This is a genomic window from Mycobacterium sp. NGS51 (assembly GCF_059812525.1).
In genome coordinates this window covers 162,742-180,930 of sequence record NZ_JCALCV010000002.1, presented here as the reverse complement: position 1 = coordinate 180,930, position 18,189 = coordinate 162,742, and the positions used below count along the sequence as shown (strand labels likewise).

16 protein-coding genes and 1 tRNA gene are annotated in these 18,189 nt (G+C 67.3%); 8 read left to right on the top strand and 9 right to left on the bottom strand.

Features of this window, described 5'->3' with window-relative positions; translation table 11 throughout:
- Positions 1–3: 3 nt before the first annotated feature.
- The 7 genes from AC5Y5W_RS03540 to AC5Y5W_RS03510 all read right to left on the bottom strand — a co-directional run bounded on the left by AC5Y5W_RS03540 (position 4) and on the right by AC5Y5W_RS03510 (position 5,417).
- Positions 4–681, bottom strand: coding sequence for a 50S ribosomal protein L25/general stress protein Ctc (locus tag AC5Y5W_RS03540; protein ID WP_500010623.1), 678 nt, complete (start codon positions 679–681; stop codon positions 4–6).
- 137 nt (positions 682–818) lie between these two features.
- The gene (locus AC5Y5W_RS03535; protein WP_500010624.1) at positions 819–1,688 is read right to left on the bottom strand and encodes an oxidoreductase; all 870 of its coding nucleotides are present in this window, start codon (positions 1,686–1,688) and stop codon (positions 819–821) included.
- A gap of 40 nt (positions 1,689–1,728) precedes the next feature.
- Positions 1,729–2,334, bottom strand: coding sequence for an LpqN/LpqT family lipoprotein (locus AC5Y5W_RS03530; RefSeq protein ID WP_500010625.1), 606 nt, complete (start codon positions 2,332–2,334; stop codon positions 1,729–1,731).
- A 26-nt stretch (positions 2,335–2,360) separates the two neighbouring features.
- Positions 2,361–2,705, bottom strand: coding sequence for an arsenate reductase (glutaredoxin) (gene arsC / locus AC5Y5W_RS03525; protein WP_500010626.1), 345 nt, complete (start codon positions 2,703–2,705; stop codon positions 2,361–2,363).
- Entirely contained in the window at positions 2,706–3,686 is a 981-nt protein-coding gene (locus tag AC5Y5W_RS03520) for a ribose-phosphate diphosphokinase (protein ID WP_499886749.1), read from the bottom strand.
- Between the two features lie 93 nt (positions 3,687–3,779).
- Entirely contained in the window at positions 3,780–5,252 is a 1,473-nt protein-coding gene (gene glmU, locus AC5Y5W_RS03515) for a bifunctional UDP-N-acetylglucosamine diphosphorylase/glucosamine-1-phosphate N-acetyltransferase GlmU (RefSeq protein ID WP_500010627.1), read from the bottom strand.
- 93 nt (positions 5,253–5,345) lie between these two features.
- A tRNA-Gln gene (locus tag AC5Y5W_RS03510) sits at positions 5,346–5,417 on the bottom strand.
- 177 nt (positions 5,418–5,594) lie between these two features.
- Here AC5Y5W_RS03510 and AC5Y5W_RS03505 point away from each other — a divergent pair.
- From AC5Y5W_RS03505 to AC5Y5W_RS03470, 8 genes are all read left to right on the top strand, one after another.
- Positions 5,595–6,188 carry a TetR/AcrR family transcriptional regulator gene (locus AC5Y5W_RS03505; protein ID WP_499887250.1) on the top strand — a complete coding sequence of 198 codons (594 nt, stop codon included), beginning with the start codon at positions 5,595–5,597 and terminating at the stop codon, positions 6,186–6,188.
- Positions 6,189–6,360: 172 nt separating this feature from the next.
- On the top strand, positions 6,361–9,990 hold the full coding sequence (gene mfd, locus AC5Y5W_RS03500) for a transcription-repair coupling factor (RefSeq protein WP_500010628.1): 3,630 nt from the start codon (positions 6,361–6,363) through the stop codon (positions 9,988–9,990).
- Positions 9,991–10,061: 71 nt separating this feature from the next.
- A complete protein-coding gene (locus tag AC5Y5W_RS03495; RefSeq protein ID WP_500010629.1) occupies positions 10,062–11,102 on the top strand; it encodes a nucleoside triphosphate pyrophosphohydrolase in 1,041 nt (346 codons plus the stop codon).
- Positions 11,103–11,197: 95 nt separating this feature from the next.
- On the top strand, positions 11,198–11,929 hold the full coding sequence (locus tag AC5Y5W_RS03490) for a lytic transglycosylase domain-containing protein (protein WP_499886743.1): 732 nt from the start codon (positions 11,198–11,200) through the stop codon (positions 11,927–11,929).
- Positions 11,930–11,983: 54 nt separating this feature from the next.
- Positions 11,984–13,273 carry a phosphopyruvate hydratase gene (eno, locus tag AC5Y5W_RS03485; RefSeq protein ID WP_499886742.1) on the top strand — a complete coding sequence of 430 codons (1,290 nt, stop codon included), beginning with the start codon at positions 11,984–11,986 and terminating at the stop codon, positions 13,271–13,273.
- A gap of 9 nt (positions 13,274–13,282) precedes the next feature.
- Positions 13,283–13,912 (top strand): FtsB family cell division protein, encoded by a 630-nt coding sequence (locus AC5Y5W_RS03480; protein WP_499886740.1) that lies wholly within the window; start codon positions 13,283–13,285, stop codon positions 13,910–13,912.
- Entirely contained in the window at positions 13,905–14,396 is a 492-nt protein-coding gene (locus AC5Y5W_RS03475; RefSeq protein ID WP_500010630.1) for a DUF501 domain-containing protein, read from the top strand. Before AC5Y5W_RS03480 ends, AC5Y5W_RS03475 begins: the two co-directional genes overlap by 8 nt.
- Positions 14,393–15,319, top strand: coding sequence for a Ppx/GppA phosphatase family protein (locus AC5Y5W_RS03470; protein ID WP_500010631.1), 927 nt, complete (start codon positions 14,393–14,395; stop codon positions 15,317–15,319). Before AC5Y5W_RS03475 ends, AC5Y5W_RS03470 begins: the two co-directional genes overlap by 4 nt.
- Positions 15,320–15,332: 13 nt before the next feature.
- Here the strand turns inward: AC5Y5W_RS03470 and AC5Y5W_RS03465 are convergent, their stop codons facing one another.
- Both AC5Y5W_RS03465 and AC5Y5W_RS03460 read right to left on the bottom strand, forming a co-directional pair.
- Complete coding sequence (locus tag AC5Y5W_RS03465; RefSeq protein WP_500010632.1) at positions 15,333–16,706, bottom strand: PPE family protein, SVP subgroup; 1,374 nt, start codon at positions 16,704–16,706, stop codon at positions 15,333–15,335.
- A 242-nt stretch (positions 16,707–16,948) separates the two neighbouring features.
- Positions 16,949–18,133 carry an NAD-binding protein gene (locus tag AC5Y5W_RS03460; protein ID WP_500010633.1) on the bottom strand — a complete coding sequence of 395 codons (1,185 nt, stop codon included), beginning with the start codon at positions 18,131–18,133 and terminating at the stop codon, positions 16,949–16,951.
- Positions 18,134–18,189: the final 56 nt, after the last annotated feature.

The window sequence follows — 18,189 nt, the reverse complement described above, 5'->3', positions numbered from 1 at the left end:
CTGTTATTCGGACTCGGGTGGGGCTTCGGCTGCCCGTTCTTCAGTGGCCTCCTCGGCCGGCTCCTCGCCCTCCGCGGCCGCGGTCACCTCGCCGGCACCCTCGCCTTCGAGTTCCTCGGCAGTCGGCGCGTTCACCACGTTGACCACCAGCATCTCGGGGTCGGACACCAGGCTGACGCCTGACGGCAAGGTGATCTCGCCGGCGGTGAACTGGGTGCCCGGTTCGGCGCCTTCGACCGAGACCGTCAGCTGCTCGGGAATCGACAGCGCCTCGGCCTCGATCTCGATGGTGCTGGTCTCCTGGGTCACCAGAGTGCCCGGGACCGCTTCGCCCTCCACGTCGACGGTGACCTCGACGACCACCTTCTCGCCGCGGCGCACCACCAGCAGATCAGCGTGCTGAATGGTGCGGCGAATCGGGTGGATGTCCAACGCCCTGGTCAACGCCAACTGCTCTTTGCCGTCGATCTTGAGGCTCAGCACGGCGTTGGTGCCGGCGTGTCGCAGCACCGCGGCGAAGTCGTGTCCGGGCAGCTCCAGGTGTTGCGGCTCGCTGCCGTGCCCGTAGAGGACCGCGGGAATCTTGCCGTCGCGGCGCGCCCGTCGGGAGGCGCCTTTGCCGGTCTCAGTGCGTACGGAAACGCTGAGCTGGTTGGCGGACGAAGTCGCGGATTTAGCCATGGTGTCGCTCCTGTGTTGGTCGGGGCACGGCCAGCATCGCGACAACCGGAATGTCGGTCCCCGTCGATAACGGTGGCTTGCCAAAATGCCTCAGCCACCCTCGCCGTGACGCCCGGCCAGGTTAGCGCATCAGCACCTCAGAGCGGAAATTTGGTGTCGGTGAGACGCTCGGACAGGTCCCAGAGTTCGCCGGCGGTGTCGGCGCGTTTGGCCAGTGGGCTGCGGCCGACCGGCCGGGTCGAGCCGAACATGCCGAACCGCGGCCCGACGAACGTGTCGCCCCGCAGTTCCTGGGATGCCGCATACAGCGTCTGCCGGGCGCCGAAGTCGGCGTCGGTGGCCAGCATGCGGGTGCCCCACGACACCACCGCATCCCCGAACTTATGACCGGAACGCCCTTGCAGGTTGGTGTGCGAATAACCGGGGTGGGCGGCCAGGGCTCGCAGCGCCGACCCGGCCGACTCGAGGCGCCGCTGCAGCTCGCTGGTGAACAGCAGGTTGGCGAGCTTGGCCTGCCCATATGCTTGCCAGGCCGAGTAGGGCCGCGCCGTCCAGTTCAGATCGGTGAGGCTGAGGCGCCCCATCCAGTGCATGATCGACGACACCGTGACCACCCGGTCGGTGAGCTTGGGCAGCAAAAGGTTGGTCAACGCGAAATGGCCGAGATGATTGGTGCCGATCTGGCTTTCGAAGCCGTCGGACGTCACCGCATGCGGGGTGGCCATGATGCCGGCATTGTTGATCAGCACGTCGACGCCATCGACGCCGTCGGCGAAGCGACGCACCGATCTCAGCTCCTGCAGGTCCAGTTGGCGCACCTCGACGTCCCCAGGCATGTTTTGAGCGGCGGCCTCGCCCTTGCCGGTGTTGCGGACGGCCAGGATGACCTGAGCACCGACACGGGCCAGTTCGCGGGCTGTCACCGCGCCCAGGCCGCTGTTGGCGCCGGTGACGACGACGGTGCGTCCGGCGAACGACGGTAGGTCTGCGGCGGTCCAGGCAGTCATGGCAGACACACTAATGCGCGGGTCGGACGCGCGGCGGCCGCTACTTGGGTGCGACGGTGAAGCCGCGGATGATCGCCTCGACGTCGGCGGCTTGGGCGACGGCTTGGTCGGCCAGGCTGGTTACCGTGAGCTGGACGAGGTAGTGCTGAGAGTCCGGCGGTGCTCCGGTGGCGATGACGACTCGGTTGAAGGTGTGCAATCGCCTGCCGTTGAGGTCGTAGCTGCCCTGAACCATCGACGAGGGGAAGCCCTGGAAGTCGGCGTTGGACGCGTCCAGCTGTTTGAAGTTCTGCGCCAGCACGGCATCGGCGTTGGCATGCTTGGCCACTTCGTGGGCGTCAAAATCACCGTTCAGCTTGGAAACCACCAGCATCGCGTTCGGAAGGTTGCCGTCCTTGGCAATCATTTCCGTTTCCGGCGGGATAGCGGGGTTGGTGTACTTTTCCCAGCCCGGCGGGGTGGGCATCGACACCGTCAAGTCGGTCAGCGCACTGGGCGCCACCCGCTGCTGGCCGACGCCGCTGTCCTCCAGGTACTGCGAAAATGGGACAGGCGGCTCGGCAGGAGCCTCCGTCGTTGTCGTGGTCGTCGTCCAGATCGACTGGTAGTCAGGCGTTTCCGGCCCACAGCCGACCGTAACCAGCATGACTGCCGTTACGAAAACCAAACGTCTCACAGAATTTCGCGCACCGCGTCGATCGGCCGTCCCAGTCGAGTGCCCTTGGCGGTGACCACGAACGGCCGCTGGATGAGGATTGGATGCTCGGCCATGGCGTCGAGCAACTCGTCGTCGCCGGCGTCGTCAAGGCCGAGCTGTCGGTACACGTCTTCGTTTTTCCGCACCGCGTCGCGCACATCGATACCGGCATCGCGGATCATCTTGGCCAAGTCGTCGCGACTTGGCGGTGTTTTGAGATATTCGATCACTGTGGGATCGATACCGTTGTCGCGCAACAATTCCAGGGTCTTGCGAGAAGTCGAGCAGCGCGGGTTGTGATAGATCACGCTGTCAGGCATCTAGGCGTCTCCATCGAAAAGACCTGTGACCGAACCGTTCTCGAAGACGGCTCGAATCGTGCTGGCCAGCAGCGGCGCAATCGACAACACCGTCAGTTGCGGGAAGCGCTTGTTCTCGCCGATCGGCAGCGTGTTGGTGACGATCACTTCGCGGGCGCCGCAGGCCGCCAGCCGCTCCGATGCGGGTTCGGAGAGCACACCGTGGGTGGCCGCGATGATGACATCGCCTGCGCCGTCGTCGTGCAGCAGCTTGACCGCCCCGGCGATGGTGCCGCCGGTGTCGATCATGTCGTCGATCAGCACGCAGGTTCTGCCCTCGACATCGCCCACCACCCGGTTGGACACCACCTGGTTGGGCACCCGGGGGTCGCGGGTCTTGTGGATGAAGGCCAGCGGAACGCCGCCTAATGAGTCGGCCCATTTCTCGGCGATGCGCACCCGTCCGGAGTCGGGGGAGACCACGACCATGTCGCCGTTGGGGTAGTTGTCCTTGATGTATCCGGTGAGCAGCGGCTGCGCCCGCATGTGGTCTACCGGCCCGTCGAAGAAGCCCTGGATCTGGTCGGTGTGCAGGTCGACGGTCACGATCCGGTCAGCGCCGGCGGTTTTGAGCAGGTCGGCGACCAGTCGCGCCGAAATCGGTTCACGGCCGCGGTGCTTCTTGTCCTGCCGGGCGTAGGGGTAGAACGGCACCACCGCGGTGATCCGCTTGGCGCTGCCCCGCTTCAGCGCGTCGATCATGATCAGCTGCTCGACCAGCCACTGGTTGACCGGCGCCGGGTGTGACTGCAGAACGAACGCGTCGCAACCGCGCACCGACTCCTGGAACCGCACGAAGATCTCACCGTTGGCGAAATCGCGGGCGGTCTGCGCCGTGACGTGGACGTCGAGCTGCTTGGCGACCTCCTCGGCCAGCTCCGGATGAGCGCGACCCGAGAAGAGCATCAGATTTTTGCGGTTGTCGGTCCACTCGTGGCTCACGCGCTGCCCCCGCCGTTCGGATCGAGATGACTGCCTGTTGGCTGGCCTACATATATTAAGGACAAAATCGCCCGGTTTGGCGCCGGGGTGACATCAAGAAGGTTCACTGGGCGCCTCCGGCTCGGTGGCGGCGCGCGCCTTGTCAGCGGCTTGGGCGGCGGCGCTGCCTGGGCGCTTGCGCTGCACCCAGTCTTCGATGTTGCGCTGCGGGCCCGCCGACACCGCTAACGCTCCCGGCGGGACGTCGTCGCGCACCACCGTGCCGGCCCCGGTGTACGCGCCGTCGCCGACAGTGACCGGGGCGACGAACATGGTGTCCGAGCCGGTGCGCACGTGCGAGCCGATCCGAGTGCGTTGTTTGGATTCGCCGTCGTAGTTGACGAACACGCTGGATGCGCCGATATTGCTGTGCTCGCCTATGTCGGCGTCGCCGACATAGGTCAGGTGCGGCACCTTGGTACCGGTGCCGATGGTGGAGTTCTTGGTCTCGACGAATGCACCCAGCTTGCCGTCGGGCCCGAGCACCGAACCCGGCCGCAGATAGGCAAACGGACCGACCGTCGCGCCGTCGCCGATCGCCGCCGACGTGGCGTGGGTGCGGATCACCGAGGCGCGCTCGCCGACGGTGACGTCGGTCAAGGTGGTGTCCGGGCCGATGACGCAGTGTCCGCCGATGCGGGTGTGGCCGCGCAGTTGGGCGCCCGGCTCGATGACCGTGTCGCGGCCGATACCGACGTCGATGTCGATCCAGGTGGTGGCCGGATCGACGACGGTGACGCCGGCTCGCTGATGGGTGGCCACGATGCGGCGGTTGAGTTCGGCGCCCAGTTCGGCGAGCTGGACCCGGTCGTTGACGCCGGCCACCAGCGTGCTGTCGTCGACGTGGCGGGCGCGCACGGCTTGGCCGTCTTGCCGCACGATGGCGATTACGTCGGTGAGATACAACTCCTGTTGGGCGTTGTCGGCGGACAGTCGGCCCAGCGCCGAGCGCAGGGCCGCGACGTCGAAGGCGTACACGCCGGCGTTGACTTCGCAGATCTGCTGCTGCGACGGTGTCGCGTCCGCCTGTTCGACGATCGCGATGACTTCGTGGTCCTGGGTACGCAGGATGCGCCCGTAGCCGGTGGGGTCGGCGAGCGTCGTGGTCAGCACGGTGACGGCCGCCGGTTGGGAGCCGTGCACGGCGATCAGGTCGGCCAGCGTATCGGCGTCCAGCAGCGGAATATCACCGGAGGTGACCACCACGACGCCGGCGAAGTCGGCGGGCAGCGCGGACAGCCCGCACTGCACCGCATCTCCGGTGCCCAGCTGCTGGTCCTGCAGCGCCACGTCGACGGGGCGTCCCAGGCTGTCTGCCAGCTCGGCGACGACCGGTTCGATGCGCTCGTGGTCGTGGCCCAGCACCACGACCAGATGCTGCGGCGCCAGCTTGCCGATGGCCTGTAGGCAATGCGCCAGCATGCTGCGCCCGCCAAGGGGATGCAGCACCTTCGGGGTATCGGAGCGCATCCGGGTGCCAGCTCCCGCTGCCAATACCAGGACCGCCGTTTCGCCTTGGGTCGTCATAGACACTCCTGCCGCGAGTGTGCGTGTTGGTCCGCCGACACGCCGTTCAGCGTGTCATTATCCGCATGCTCGCCGCAAAAGCGGGCCAAAAAGCTCCGTCGCCAGGACTCGAACCTGAACTCTCAGAACCAAAATCTGATGTGCTGCCGATTACACCACGACGGATCGGGATGCCAGCGACGACTTTAGCCCGACGACGATGCAGACCGCGTGGCGGTCTGAGGAGGAATCGGGCAATCCAACCCAGCCCGACGACGATGCAGACCGCGTGGCGGTCTGCGACCCGATAACCTGATAGGCGTGGCAGCGCCGGATAAGGAAGTGCGTGCGCCGCGCGCCAGGATGACCGGCAGCGAGCGCCGGCACCAACTCATCGACATCGCCCGGTCTCTGTTTGCCGAGCGCGGCTATGACGGCACCTCGATCGAGGAGATCGCGTTGCGGGCCAACGTGTCCAAACCAGTAGTCTACGAGCATTTTGGCGGCAAAGAAGGGCTGTACGCAGTCGTCGTTGACCGGGAGATGTCGGCGTTGCTGGATGGCATCACGTCGTCGTTGACCAACAACCGGTCGCGGGTGCGCGTCGAACGGGTGGCGTTGGCACTGCTGACCTACGTCGAGGAACGCACCGACGGGTTCCGGATCATGATCCGCGACTCGCCGGCCTCGATCAGTTCGGGCACCTACTCCAGCCTGCTCAACGACGCCGTCAGCCAGGTCAGCTCGATTTTGGCCGGCGACTTCGCCCGGCGCGGTTTGGATCCTGATCTGGCACCGCTGTATGCCCAGGCGCTGGTCGGTTCGGTGTCGATGACTGCGCAGTGGTGGCTCGACACCCGCGAGCCCAAGAAGGAGGTCGTCGCCGCGCATCTGGTCAACCTGATGTGGAACGGCCTGATCGGTTTGGAGGCCGATCCGCGTCTGCAGGACGAATAGCGCTGGCTGCGATCGCAGGCGCGGTCAAGATCCCGCGCCGCTCGCGCGTCGTGTGGTGGCGATCACGTCGGGTTGGCCAGTGCCGCAACGTGAATCGAGCGACGCATAGAATGGTGGTAATCATGGCGCCACTCCTCTTCATCGCTACGTTCTGCATCGTCGTGGCGCGATCATGACCGTAACCCCGATCGCGGGGCTGATGGAGTTAGCGCTCAGCGCGCCCACGTTTACCCAACTCATCGAGCACGCAGCCGACCGACCCGCCGAGTTGACGCTGGTCGGCCCGGCCAGCGCGCGAGTGTTCGTCGCCAGTGCGCTGGCGCGCGGGGGCCCGCTGTTGGTCGTCACCGCGACCGGCCGGGAAGCCGACGACCTGACCGCCGAGCTGCGCGGCGTTTTCGGCGAGACGGTGGCGATGTTCCCGTCCTGGGAAACACTGCCGCACGAACGGCTCTCACCCGGCGTCGACACCGTCGGCGCGCGGTTGATGCTGCTGCGCCGGCTGGCCCACCCCGCCGACACCAGACTGGGGCCGCCGCTGCAGGTCGTGGTCACTGCCGTGCGCTCCCTGCTGCAACCGATGACCCCGCAGCTGGGCCGGCTGGAACCGCTGACCCTTGCCGTCGGCGACGAGGTCGACTTCCAGGGGGTGATCGCCCGACTTGTCGAACTCGCCTACACCCGGGTCGACATGGTCGGCCGGCGCGGGGAGTTCGCGGTCCGCGGCGGCATCCTCGACGTCTTCCCGCCGACCGCCGAGCATCCGGTGCGAGTGGAGTTCTGGGGCGACGAAGTCAGCGAAATGCGGATGTTCGCGGTGGCCGACCAGCGTTCGATCGCCGAGATCAACGTCGACAGCCTGGTCGCGGTCGCCTGCCGCGAACTGCTGCTCACCGAGGCGGTGCGGGCGCGGGCAGCCGAACTCAGCGCCCAGCGCCCGTCAGCAGAAAACGCCGTGACCGGCAGCGTCGCCGACATGCTGGCCAAGCTTGCCGAAGGGATTCCCGTCGACGGCATGGAGGCGCTGCTGCCGGTGCTGCGGCCCGACGACTTGTCGCTGCTGACCGGCCAGCTGGCCGACGGCGCTCCGGTGCTGGTCTGCGACCCGGAAAAGGTCCGCACCCGCGCCGCCGACCTGATCAAAACGGGCCGGGAATTTCTCGAAGCCTCCTGGTCGGTGGCGGCGCTGGGGGCAGACGCACCGATCGACGTCGAGCAGCTCGGCGGATCGGGTTTCCGTGAGCTCGACGAGGCGCGGGACGCGGCGCGACAGGCCGGCCACCCGTGGTGGACGCTGAGCCAGCTGTCCGACGAGTCGGCGATCGAACTCGACATTCGCTCGGCGCCCTCGGCCCGCGGCCATCAGCGCGACATCGACGGCATCTTCGCGATGCTGCGCGCCCACGTGGCCACCGGTGGCTACGCCGCCGTCGTCGCACCCGGAACCGGGACCGCCCATCGCGTCGTGGAGCAGTTAGCCGAAGCCGACACGCCCGCAACGATGCTGGAGCCGGGCGTCGCACCCAAACAGGGCGTCGTCGGAGTGTTCCAGGGTCCACTGCATGACGGGGTGGTACTTCCGGGGGCCAACCTCGTCGTCATCACCGAAACTGACCTGACCGGAAACCGGGTGACCGCCACCGAGGGCAAGCGGCTGGCGGCCAAGCGGCGCAACGTGGTTGACCCGCTGGCGCTGACCGCCGGCGACCTGGTGGTGCACGACCAGCACGGCATCGGGCGGTTCGTGGAGATGACCGAGCGCACCGTCGGCGGCGCCCGGCGCGAATACCTGGTGCTGGAGTACGCCTCAAGCCGGCGCGGTGCGGACAAACAGACCGACAAACTGTTCGTGCCGATGGACTCGCTGGACCAGCTGTCACGGTATGTGGGCGGGCAGGCGCCGGCGTTGTCCCGGCTCGGCGGCAGCGACTGGGCCACCACCAAGACCAAGGCCCGTCGCGCCGTCCGCGAGATTGCCGGCGAGCTGGTGTCGCTCTACGCCAAGCGGCAAGCCGCGCCGGGCTACGCGTTCGGGCCCGACACCCCGTGGCAGGCGGAAATGGAAGACGCTTTCGGCTTCACCGAGACCGTCGACCAACTCACCGCCATCACCGAGGTCAAGGCCGACATGGAAAAACCGGTGCCGATGGACCGGGTGATCTGCGGCGACGTCGGCTACGGCAAGACCGAGATCGCGGTGCGCGCGGCCTTCAAGGCGGTGCAGGACGGCAAGCAGGTCGCCGTGCTGGTGCCCACCACGTTGTTGGCAGACCAGCATTTGGAGACGTTTCGGGAGCGGATGGCCGGGTTCCCGGTGACCGTCAAGGGGCTGTCCCGGTTCACCGATCCCGCCGAGTCGCGCGCGGTGGTCGACGGCATGGCCGACGGCAGTGTGGACATCGTGATCGGCACTCACCGGCTGCTGCAGACCGGCGTGCGCTGGAAAGATCTCGGGCTGGTCGTTGTCGATGAGGAACAGCGGTTCGGCGTCGAACACAAGGAACACATCAAGTCGCTACGCACTCACGTCGATGTGCTGACCATGAGCGCCACTCCGATCCCGCGCACGCTGGAGATGAGCCTGGCCGGCATCCGGGAGATGTCGACGATCCTGACCCCGCCCGAAGAGCGCTACCCGGTGCTGACCTACGTCGGGCCGCAGGACGACAAGCAGGTCGGGGCGGCGTTGCGACGCGAGCTGCTGCGCGACGGCCAGGCTTTCTATGTACACAACCGGGTCAGCTCCATCGACCAGGCGGCGGCGCGGGTGCGGACGCTGGTGCCGGAGGCTCGGGTGGTCGTGGCGCACGGGCAGATGCAAGAAGACTTGCTCGAATCCACCGTGCAAGGGTTCTGGAACCGCGAATACGACGTCTTGGTGTGCACCACGATCGTGGAGACCGGCCTGGACATCTCCAACGCCAACACACTGATCGTCGAGCGCGCCGACACGTTCGGGCTCTCCCAGCTGCACCAGCTGCGCGGCCGGGTGGGGCGCAGCCGGGAACGCGGCTACGCGTATTTCCTGTACCCGCAGCACGCCCCGCTGACCGAAACCGCCTATGACCGGCTGGCCACGATCGCGCAGAACAACGAGCTGGGCGCCGGGATGGCGGTGGCGATGAAGGACCTGGAGATTCGCGGCGCGGGCAACGTGCTGGGCGTGGAGCAGTCTGGCCACGTCGCGGGGGTGGGCTTCGACCTGTATGTGCGGCTGGTCGGCGAGGCCGTTGAAGCATACCGAGCGGCCTACCGGGGCGATCTGGTCACCACCGCCGAGGAGCCCAAAGACGTGCGCATCGACCTGCCGGTGGACGCGCACCTGCCGCCGGACTACATCCCCAGCGACCGGCTGCGCTTGGAGGGATACCGGCGGCTGGCCGCGGCGCCGGACGATGCCGCAGTAGACGCCGTTGTCGAGGAACTGAACGACCGCTACGGCGCGTTGCCCGAACCCGCTCAGCGGCTGATCGCGGTGGCCCGGCTGCGGTTGCTGTGCCGGGCCGCCGGGATTACTGAAGTGACGGCCGCCTCGGCGGCGACGGTGCGGCTGTCCCCGCTGACCCTTCCGGACTCCGCCCAGGTACGGCTGGCACGGATGTATCCGGGCGCGCACTACCGTGCGACCACGTCGACGGTGCAGGTTCCGATTCCGCGTGCCGGCGGCGTCGGCGCCCCGCGCATTCGCGATGTGGAGTTGGTCGCCATGGTGGCCAAGCTGGTGGCGGCGCTCGATGGAAAACCGCAGGACAAAGTTGGTATAACCAATGCCGTGGCGACCAGCGAGGAACGGCGCGCATGACTCGCGCCGGCGACGATGCAGAGCGCAGCGATGAGGCGGGGGCACCTCCCGCTTGCGGGGGCGAGCGGCGCATGACCGTCGTCTTGGTCGACCCACGGCGCCCGTCACTGGTTCCGGTAGAAGCCATCGAACTGCTGATGGGCGAGGTGCAGTACACCGAAGAGATGCCGGTCGCGGTGCCCTGGACGCTGCCGACCGCGCGCCCCGCGCACACCGGACACGACGCCCCGGTGTTGCTGTCATCGGACCCCGAGCATCCGGCGGTCACCGCCCGCTTAGCCGCTGGTGACCGGCTGATATCGGCACCCGACCAGCAGCCCGGCGAACGGCTCATCGATGCGGTCGCCATGATGGACAAGCTGCGCACCGCCGGACCGTGGGAAAGCGAGCAAACCCACGACTCGCTGCGCCGGTTTTTACTCGAGGAGACCTACGAGCTCTTCGACGCGGTGCGCAACGGCAACGCCGACGAGCTTCGCGAGGAACTCGGCGATGTGCTGCTGCAGGTGCTCTTCCACGCCCGGATCGCCGAGGATGCGCCGCGACACCCGTTCAGCATCGACGACGTGGCCGACACCCTGCTGCGCAAACTCGGCAATCGCGTACCCGGAGTGCTTGCCGGAGAGGCGATTTCGCTTGACGAGCAGTTGGCTCAATGGGAAGAGGGCAAGGCGTTAGAAAAGAAAGGCAAGCCGCAGAACTCCGCGATGGACAATGTCCCCACCGCGCAACCGGCATTGGCGCTGGCGCAGAAGGCCATTCAACGAGCCAACCAGGCGGGGTTTCCTACCGACCTGATTCCGGAAGCGATCACCTCGATCAGCGTGACCGCCGGTGCCGATGCCGAAAACGTGCTGCGCGCTGCTGTTTTGGAGTTCATGGATACCGTTCGTGATACCGAGAAGCTGATCGCCGCCGAGCGCCGGGGAGCAGACGTTCCCGAAGAGCTCGATGTCACACCGCTTGGCGCGATCACCGAGGAGGAGTGGCGGACGTACTGGCCGTCGTCGGACGCCGTAGAAGTGGCGGCTGACGCGGACATCGAACCCGGCGAGTCGGGCCCGGATGACCGAGACCCGGCCGGCCAGCGCGATAGCGTGGAATCGGAGTAGCCAGCGCGCGTAGGCCGCGGCGACGCGGCGACGTAGTCGCTTCCCATGCGACCATGGCTGGGAAAGACGGTTTAGGGGAGTCTAAGGGGAGCTTTGTGTCGCCGGTGCGTTGGCTACGGGCGGTCGCTGTCGTGGGGGCGACCGCGCTGCTCCTGGCCTCCAGTTGTACCTGGCAGCTGGGCACGCCCATCCCCAAGGGCGTGCCGCCTCCGGCCGGGGACCCGGTGCCGTCGGTCGACACCCACGCCAAGGGTCGGCCCGCCGACCAGCTCTACGACTGGGCGGCCGAGCGGGCTCCGAGGCTTGACATTCCGGTGATCGCGCTGGAGGCATACGCCTATGCGGCGCGGGTTGCGGAGGTGGAAAACCCCAAATGCCATCTGTCGTGGACCACGTTGGCCGGCATCGGTGAAATCGAAAGCCATCACGGCACCTACCGGCACGCGCGGGTGGCGCCCAACGGCGATGTGCACCCACCGATTCGCGGTGTGCGCCTCGACGGCAGCGGCGGCACTCTGCACATCGTCGACAGCGAAGCGGGGGATTTAGCCGACGACGACGGTGTGGTGCGGGCGATGGGCCCGATGCAGTTCATTCCGGAGACGTGGCGCCTCTACGGGGTGGACGCCAACAACGACGGAATCGTCAGCGTCGACAACATCGACGATGCCGCGCTGTCGGCCGCCGGTTACTTATGCTGGCGCGGAAAGGATCTCGCTACGCCCAGGGGATGGATCACCGCACTGCGGGCCTACAACGATTCCGATCCGTATGCGCGCGCGGTGCGCGACTGGGCCACCGCCTATGCGGCAGGTCACCCGCTCTGAGCCAGGCTTTAGGCTTAGACCCGGTCTGTTGCCTTTACCAGCAAGGAGAACCCAGTGCCCATTATCGAGCAGGTCGGGGCCCGCGAGATCCTCGATTCGCGCGGCAACCCGACTGTCGAGGTCGAGGTTGCGCTCATCGACGGGACATTTGCGCGGGCAGCGGTGCCCTCTGGTGCGTCCACTGGAGAACACGAGGCCGTCGAACTGCGCGACGGCGGCGACCGGTACGGCGGCAAAGGTGTGAAGAAGGCCGTGCAGGCCGTCCTCGACGAAATCGCCCCGGCTGTCATCGGTCTGAACGCCGACGATCAGCGGCTGGTTGACCAGGCGCTGGTGGACCTCGACGGCACCCCGGACAAGTCGCGGTTGGGCGCAAACTCGATCCTCGGCGTGTCGCTGGCCGTGGCAAAGGCCGCCGCCGATTCCGCCGAACTACCGCTGTTCCGCTACGTCGGCGGTCCCAACGCCCACATCCTGCCGGTGCCGATGATGAACATCCTCAACGGCGGGGCGCACGCGGACACCGGTGTGGATATCCAGGAGTTCATGGTGGCGCCCATCGGCGCTGCGAGTTTCTCCGAAGCGCTGCGCTGGGGCGCGGAGATCTACCACGCGCTCAAGGCCGAGTTGAAGAAGCAGGGCCTGAGCACCGGGCTGGGTGACGAGGGCGGTTTCGCCCCGGATGTGCCGGGCACCAAGGCGGCGCTCGATGTCATCGGCCTGGCCATCGAATCCGCCGGCTTCAGACTCGGCTCGGACGTGGCGTTGGCCCTCGACGCAGCGGCTACCGAGTTCTACACCGACGGCAGCGGCTATGCGTTCGAGAACAACACCCGCAGCGCCGACGAGATGGCTCAGTTTTACGCCGAGCTGCTTGACTCGTACCCGCTTGTATCGATTGAAGATCCGCTTTCCGAGGACGATTGGGACGGGTGGGTTTCGCTGACCACCGCCATCGGTGACCGGGTGCAGATCGTGGGCGACGATCTCTTCGTCACCAATCCCGAACGGCTCGAAGAGGGAATCGAGCGGGGCGCGGCGAATGCGTTACTGGTCAAGGTCAACCAAATCGGGACGCTGACCGAGACACTGGACGCGGTGGCGCTGGCCCACCACAGTGGCTACCGCACCATGATGAGCCATCGCAGCGGCGAGACCGAGGACACCACGATCGCCGATCTGGCGGTGGCCTCCGGGTGCGGCCAGATCAAGACCGGGGCGCCGGCGCGCAGCGAGCGCGTCGCCAAGTACAACCAACTGCTGCGGATCGAAGAAGCGCTCGGCGACGCGGCCCGCTACGCCGGTGATCTCGCCTTCCCGCGCTACGTGCTGGACGCCAGATAGCCGATCGCGATGCCCGACGCGAAACGGCCTGATCCCAAGCGGCGCTCACGAGCGCCGCGGCCGGGACGGGCCGGCGATTCGGCTCCGGGCCGCCCGCGCAAGTCGGCGGCGGGGCGCCGGGCTTCCAACGGGTCGCGTGCGCAGCCTGAGCCGGTCGAGCCGATCAGGCGCGCCATCGTCGCGTCGGCCGAGCAACGGTCCGAGCAGCGGCTGGGCCTGACCGCGCGGCGGGCGGCGATCTTGGCCGCCGTGGTCTGTGTGCTGACGTTGACCATCGCCGGTCCGGTGCGCACCTACTTCGCGCAACGCACCGAGATGAAACAGTTGGCCGCATCCGAAGCCGCGCTGCGCCGCCAAATCGCCACGCTCGAGGAGCAGAAAGTCAAACTGGCTGATCCGGCCTACATCGCGGCGCAGGCGCGCGAGCGGCTGGGGTTCGTGATGCCCGGAGAAGTCCCCTATCAGGTGCAGCTTCCGCCGTCGGCGACGCTTCCCACCGAACCGGGCTCGGAGGCGGCGGCCCCGACGAGCAACGGCCCCTGGTACACGTCGCTGTGGCATACCATCGCCGACGCTCCGCACGGACCGCCGGCGCCGGCGCCACCCGGGCCGCCGGAACCCGCGCCGGCCGGTGGTTGACCGCGCCGACCTCGACGCGGTGGCGCGCCAACTCGGTCGCCGGCCGCGCGGGGTGCTCGAGGTCGCCTACCGCTGTCCCAACGGTGAGCCCGGCGTCGTGAAGACAGCACCGAAACTGCCGGATGGGACACCGTTTCCGACGTTGTACTACTTGACTCATCCGGTGCTGACCGCCGCTGCGAGCCGGCTGGAGTCGTCAGGGATGATGCGGGAGATGACCGAACGGCTCAAGCATGACCCCGATCTGGCCGCCGGCTACCGGCGTGCACACCAGTCCTATCTGGCGGAGCGGGATGCGATCGAGCCGTTGGGCACCACGTTCTCCGGCGGCGGTATGCCCGACCGGGTCAAATGCCTGCATGTGTTGATCGCGCATGCACTGGCCAAAGGCCGCGGAGTGAACCCGCTGGGCGATCAGGCACTGGCGGTGCTGGCCGCCGAGCCGGCGATGGCCGGGATTCTCGACAAGGAGCAGTGGACGTGAGTCGCGTCGCGGCAATCGACTGCGGTACCAACTCGATTCGCCTGCTGATCGCCGATCCGGTCGGCGGTCATCTACGCGACGTGCACCGCGAGATGCGCATTGTGCGGTTGGGGCAAGGCGTCGACGCGACGGGTGAATTCGCGCCGGAGGCGTTAGCGCGCACCCGCGCCGCGCTCGTCGACTATGCGGCATTGTGCGCTGCCCACGATGTCGACCGCATCCGGATGGTGGCCACCTCGGCGGCCCGGGACGTCGCCAATCGCGACGACTTTTTCGCGATGACGACCGACGTGCTCGGGGTGAGCGCCGAAGTAGTCACCGGCACGGAAGAAGCCACGTTGTCGTTCACCGGAGCGGTCGACGAATTGGACCCTGCCGACGCACCTTTCGTGGTGGTTGACTTAGGCGGCGGCTCGACCGAGATTGTGCTCGGAGACGATGCTGTGGGGGCCAGCTTCTCGGCCGACATCGGCTGCGTGCGGGTCACCGAGCGCTGCCTGCACTCAGACCCGCCCACCGCGGACGAGGTGACCGCTGCCCGCGAGCTGGTCCGCGACCGCCTTGGCGAGGCGCTACGTGCGGTCGCCGTGCAGCGCGCCTGTACCTGGGTGGGGGTGGCCGGAACGATGACGACACTGGCGGCGTTGGCCCAGGATATGGCGGTGTATGACGCGGCGAACATTCATCTTTCGCGCGTCGGCATCGAGCGGTTATTGCAGGTGTGCGAGGGACTGATCGGCATGACACGCGCGCAGCGAGCGGCGCTGGGGCCGATGCACGCGGGCCGCGCCGACGTGATCGGTGCCGGCGCAATCGTGGTGGAGGAGTTGGCATTGGCGTTGCGCGAACGCGCCGGCATACACGAGTTGGTCGTCAGCGAACACGACATCCTGGACGGCATCGCGCTCTCGGTCGCCGACTGATCTGCCCGCGGCTTCACCGCCCGAGGAGCCGGTTCTTCTGCTCGGTGAACTCATCCGCGGTCAGGATGCCCTCGTCGCGCAGTTTGGCGAGCTCACGTATCTCGGCTGCGATTCCGGTGACAGCGATGCGCGGGGAGGTCTGTGATGCGACTTCACCGGCAGCCGAGTGCTTTTCAGCGGTGGCCACCGCCCGCTCGGCGGTAAGAGCTTTGCCGCGCTCCCGCCCGCCGCCCGACCCGAGGGTGCCGGCCATGGCGCGTCCGGCCATACCCGCCAGCGCCATCTCGCTAAGCGTGCTTTCCGAGCTGACTTCCATTACCGCCCCGACGGCGCTTGCGCTGGTAGTCGGCAACGCCAATGCGACCGGGCGGACTGCAGGGGTGGCCGCGGTCCAGGTCGGTGGCACCGACAATGTCCCGACCGCGTGCGCCTGGCCCAGGCCTGCCGACACCGATGGCACCGGTGAGAGGCCCGGGCCGGCGCTCGTGACCACCGGGAACGGCGATGGGGGCACCGGCGCCGTCCCCGGCCAGGACTGTAGCCCGGCCCAGCCGCTGATGATGTCATCGGTGTGGAACCCGGTCAGCGCCCCGGCAACGTCGTAGGGCAGAGCCACTGTGCCCAGGGATCCGCCCACGACGCCCAACGACGGGTCGACAAAGATGCCACTGAGGCTGCCGACCGCGTCGAGCAGGTCCAATGGCGTCAACGTGGCGGGTGGGTCCGCGAATGCAAGACTGGATAGCGCATTAGGTACCGCCGAAAAAGCTTGCTGTGTCGACGACATTGTGCCCTGCACCTTGCTGGCGGACGTGCCCGTCGCTCGGCTCACCGCGGCGGCTTGGGTTGCCGCAGCGCCCGGACTGGCGCTCGGCGGTGGTGCGCTGAACGGCGTCAGCGTCGTCGCGGCTGCCGATGCACTCGCATAGCCGTACATCACCGTTGCGTCCTGTGCCCACATCTCGGCGTACTGCGTCTCGGTGATCGCGATCGCCGGGGTGTTCTGCCCAAAGAGATTCGTTGCCACCAGCGCCATCAGCAGACTGCGGTTAGCCGCGATGACCGCAGGCGGCACCGTCGCGGCAAACGCCGTGTGGTACGCGGCGGCCGCTGCCTGAGCCTGGGCGGCGGTGTGCTCGGCCTGTTCAGCGGTGAGGCTCATCCACACCGCATAGGGAGCGGCCGCCGCGCCCATCGACGCCGCGGTGGGACCCAGCCACGGCCCGGCGGTCAGTGTCGTCACCACCGACCGATACGAATTCGCCGTCGAATGCAGCTCGGCGGCTAATGTGTGCCAGGCCGCCGCGGCGGCCAACATCGTTCCCGACCCGGGACCGGCATACATTCGGCCGGAGGTGACCTCCGGCGGCAAAATCGCGAAATCCATTGCAGCACAATCCTTAGAACAGTCGCGGCGACAGCGGGCCCGCCCGCGCTGTCGCCAGCTCGCGGCCATTCCCATTTACGGCCGCAGACCGCCAAAAAACGACGGCGTTCTTTACTCCAAAAGAACCCTCATCGCGAAACTCACCGAGCGGGCAAATCCATTATGGGTCCGCAGACAGCGGCTCCTCGCATGGGTAACAAATCGTTAAACAGCACTTAATTTGGCGCGGCAGTGAGCAATAGCTAGCGCACAGAATTTGCGCGACCCACCGGCGCCGTGTACTGATCAACGGTAATCTGCCTTGGCGGCGGCTGTCCTTTGCGTAGCGTGTGCAGCAATTCCCGATACGGGCCGACGAGGTACACGGTGTCACCGGCGCTCAGCAGGGCATCGCGGCGCGGGTGCAGTCGGACCTGTTCGCTGGGCCGGGTGATCGCGATGACGCGGGTGTGGGTGGACAGGTCGAACATTCGCAGCCCGTCGAGTTCGCTGCCGGCGGCCACGTGCATTCCGCCGACCACGAACGAGCTCTGCCCGACCGAAAACGTCCCGAGCACCTGCAGCCCCATCGCGGCGCCGATGAACCAGGGTGCGGCCAGTTCGACTGTGGAGCGGACGTTTTGGAAATCGAAACGCTGCGCCACCTCGAAGCCGAGCGCGCGGTCATAGACTCGCATCACAATCGGGACGTCGAGCCACCTGTTGACGTCGGGCCATACCCGCGGCCCAAAATCTCGCCCAGCACAGTCCTCGCGCAGAGTGCGTGCGCCGTCGAGGACGCGTCGCAGCCAACTTTGGCGTGCGCGTGTCCCGGTGGTGCGGGGAACCTTGATGCCGCGCGCGGCCAACTCCTCGACGGTGCCGATCATCGCCGTCCAGTCACCGGCTCGCACCGGCAGATCCCGCCCCGGACACACCACCATCTCGCCGGGGGAGGCGGAGTTCTCGCGGTGAATCACCGCCACGGGGGCCAGGTTCCCGTAGACCTCACGCTGCGTTGCGTCCCGCGGCGCGCGGCTGCTGGAGACGACGAATTTGATGCCCGCCGCCTCGAACGGGTGCACGGTGTGCGCCAGACACGCCTCGACGACCGACGGCGCCGCCAGGTCTGCGACGTTGAGGATAGCGCCAGGTCCGTTATCGGCGGCCACCGCTTCCCGCAGCACGTCGTTGGTCAGCCGCGCCACCACGCGGATCTTCGGGTTGGCTTTGCGGGCCAGCAGGGCGATTTCGAGATTGGTCGCGTCGTCATCACCGGCGCAAACCACCGCCGCCGCACGGGTGACCCCCGCGGAGGTGAGCTCGCTCTTGACGCCGGCGTCGGCGAGATTGGCAAGCTTGACGATGCTTGCGCCGGCGTTGTTCAGCTCCTCGATGATCGTCGTCGCGAGCGCGTCTTCCCCGCTGACAATGATGTGGCGGTCCATGTCTGACCCACTACTGGGGAAATCCCGATCGCGATCGAATTAGGTCGTCCGTCATT